This is a genomic window from Wolbachia endosymbiont of Mansonella perstans, from assembly GCF_020278605.1.
Classification (GTDB): domain Bacteria; phylum Pseudomonadota; class Alphaproteobacteria; order Rickettsiales; family Anaplasmataceae; genus Wolbachia.
This window is the reverse complement of sequence record NZ_JACZHU010000003.1, coordinates 17,639-20,684: the sequence shown is the minus strand read 5'-3', so window position 1 is coordinate 20,684 and position 3,046 is coordinate 17,639. Positions and strand designations below refer to the sequence as shown.

2 protein-coding genes are annotated in these 3,046 nt (G+C 33.7%); both read right to left on the bottom strand.

What is annotated here, in order from left to right; genetic code table 11:
* Nucleotides 1-80 precede the first annotated feature (80 nt).
* Nucleotides 81-1,877: a pentapeptide repeat-containing protein gene (locus IHO13_RS00395; protein WP_225537244.1), complete on the bottom strand. Its 1,797-nt coding sequence runs from the start codon at nucleotides 1,875-1,877 to the stop codon at nucleotides 81-83.
* Nucleotides 1,874-3,019, bottom strand: a complete 1,146-nt coding sequence (locus tag IHO13_RS00390) for an ankyrin repeat domain-containing protein (protein ID WP_458695359.1) — start codon at nucleotides 3,017-3,019, stop codon at nucleotides 1,874-1,876. Before IHO13_RS00390 ends, IHO13_RS00395 begins: the two co-directional genes overlap by 4 nt.
* Between the last annotated feature and the right edge of the window lie 27 nt (nucleotides 3,020-3,046).

Genomic DNA, 3,046 nt, shown 5'->3' with positions numbered 1-3,046 from the left:
GATAAAACCAATAGTACGCCCCCACTTTTTATGGTCATTTTTCTTTTCTAAATAATCTAATAAGTATACCAAAGAGTTTCTCATTTATTAGACTCTGAATTTTCCAATATGGCGCTCTTCAAATCAGATTCAAAAAAACTAGAATTATCTAAATTAGAATCTGATAAATTGGTATCAATAAGGGAAGAATTGTCAAAAATAGCATGGCGCAAATCAGCTTTTTTAAGATTTGCCTTATTTAAATTAGCATTTATAAATTTTGCTCTACCCAATATTGAATTAGAGAAATCGGCATTTTCTAGGTTCATATCTCTAAATTCAAAATAAGAATAATTCACATCAAATTTTTCACCCTGTGATATCTTTTCTTGCAAATCTTCAATTGAGGTTATAGCACCCTCTAAGTTTGTAAGTCTTTCCTGTCCTTCATTGCCAATTAGAATTGAATGATCGAATTTACAATCTGTTAAATGAGCATCAACAACCGAGCCTTCATATAAGCTCGAAGAGTCAAAAGATGTATGACCAATCATTGAATTATTGAAATTGCTGAGAAAAAAGCCTGTTTTCTTAAAGGTATTATCGTGAAGCAAAGAAGATCTGAAATCGCTTTCAATAAAATTCGAATTAGTTACTTTTAAATTAGACCAGCTTGAGTTATCCGCTATTGAACTAAAAAATGTTGAGCTCTTTACCTCACTAGAGTCGATGCTGTGGTAAGAGAGTTTGCTATTATAAACTTGAGAGTCTTGTATTTTGACCTTATACATTGAAGCAGTAGAAAGATCCGCGCCTTCTATCCTTGTAGAGGTAAATAGCGAATGATCGAAAAACGAACCGCTCATATTAGAATTTGTAACTTTAGTATTATAAAACTTTCCGTGACGAATGTCAGAATTAGAAACATCAACCTGATGCAGCTCGCTAAGACTAAAATCAATATCGGATAGATCGGTATCTTGAAGACTGACTTTAGAAGCATACGAATGTTTTACCTTGGAACCATGTAGTATAGACTGAACAAAACTTGAATTATTACCATTTACATAGTAAATCTGCGTATTACTTAAATTAGTTTTATTGAAGTTACTTTCAATTATAGCAGAAGAATTAAGACAGACGTTGGAAAGGTTGCTGCCTGTGAAGTCTGATTCTCTTATTTCTGCACCATATATATTAGCGTTCTCCAACGAGGAAAATTGTATTTTTAGTTTATATGAGTCCACTCCAAAAAAATTTGCATTGCTAAGGTTGCTTTTCTGCACAACAGTATCGTTTACTTCGCTATCGCTAAAATTTACATAACTAACATTTGAGTTTAGTAAGCTAGAGAAATTCATTTTCACATTTGAGAAATTAGTATGTAAGCCAGTTATATTATGCATTTTTGCTCTTTTAAGATCAGAGCTGATAAACTCAGCATAACTAATATCAGACTGATCAAATGTAATATCTGTTAAATTTGCAGAAATAAATTTTGCAAAACTTAGGTTTGTACCTTCTATTCTTATACCTTGCAAATTAGCATTGGAAAAATTGGCCCCACGCAAATCAGCATTAATAAAGGATACATCTGACAGGTCAGTATGAGAAAAGTCGGCACCAATTAGACTGACTCCATCAAAAATAGATCCATTGAGGTACAATCGACTAAAATTAGCTCCATTTAAGTCAGGACCAAAACCTTTTCCAAAGTTTTCTGGCACGCCTTTTTTATGACATTGTACTAGAAACTCAGCAAAGTCTTTTTTGCTGTAAGACACATACTTTATCTTATGCAAGATATCCAAAAAACCACTGACCGGACTATTCTTATCATTTACTCCACTTCCGTAACACAAATGACCAATTAAGATTAATATCAAAAATCTAATCATCTTTCTTGATCTTCATTACACTGCAATTCGTTATCTTCTTTTGTTTTCACAGCCCAATTATATATTTCTAAGCTTTCTTTGTTGCCTATCCTCTTATGCTTTAAAAGATGTGGTATCATTTCAGTAATTGCATTTATCATATCAACCCGCCCTCTTTCGATTGCTATATCAACAGGAGATTGAAGACTATTATTAACTACTTTAGGATCAGCACCTTGTAATAAGAGAAAGCGTACTATATCTACCTCACCTTGCTTAACTGCATAAATTAGAGGGGTATCTCCAAGCTTATTTCTAAGCTTCAGTACCTCTTGAGTTGTTAATCCAAGCTTTTCCAACTTGCTTGTTATCCCCCTCAGGCAAACTAAGTTGTTCTTTTTAATACAGTAAAAAAGCTGCTTACTATAGTCATTAATAAATACGGTTGTCGGAAGATGCTCATTAAGCTTATCATATTGTCGCTTATATACTGACTTACTTTGTGCATTCTTGTGATACCATTCCTTTATTGGTTCTCTGTCTAACTTTGTCCATCTTTGTAAATTTTTCTCTTTCTCTTGCTTGTTTTCTTTGTCTCTTTTAGTGATAGGTTTTACTTGATTTTTTCTACTGCGGTTCTCAGCTAATTTTTTCCCTTCTTCTTTTTCAGCTTGACCTTCCTCTTTTTCTTTTTTCCCTTTTAATAATTTATCTGTATTATTTTCTGAGGGCTTATTCTCCTCAATATCAACCTTTTTATCAAATTGTAGGCCCTTTTGCAGATCAGCTGCATCTTCATTTAAACCAGCGCTTGGAGGCAAAACTAAATTTCTATTTACTTCCTTATCGGTCACACTTGGCAAACTTGGAGTAACTTCATCTTTATTTTTCTCTAGCAAGTTATTGCCAAAATCTTTATTACTCTTCTCACCTCTGCCAATAGTTTTTTTAGCTGTAGGAACTTTGTTTTCATCGTGTTGTGGTTCTTTTTTATTGACCACTCCTTCAGCCTTGGTATCCTGTGCTTTTTCAAAACTCAACTTGTCGACGTCCGTAGGGTTGCTTTCAGAAGAGTCATGCTCGGTTCCTTGAGCTGTGCTTTCCGGCGCATCTTGTTTTAGATTTTCCCTTGTACCTACATTTTCATGTACAGAACTAATCAATTCACCTGCATTGTTTTTTTTGCTTTC

Coding starts and splice junctions, on each gene's coding strand:
- IHO13_RS00395 (WP_225537244.1), bottom strand. CDS start 1,877: ATGATTAGATTTTTGATATTAATCTTAATTGGTCATTTGTGTTACGGA.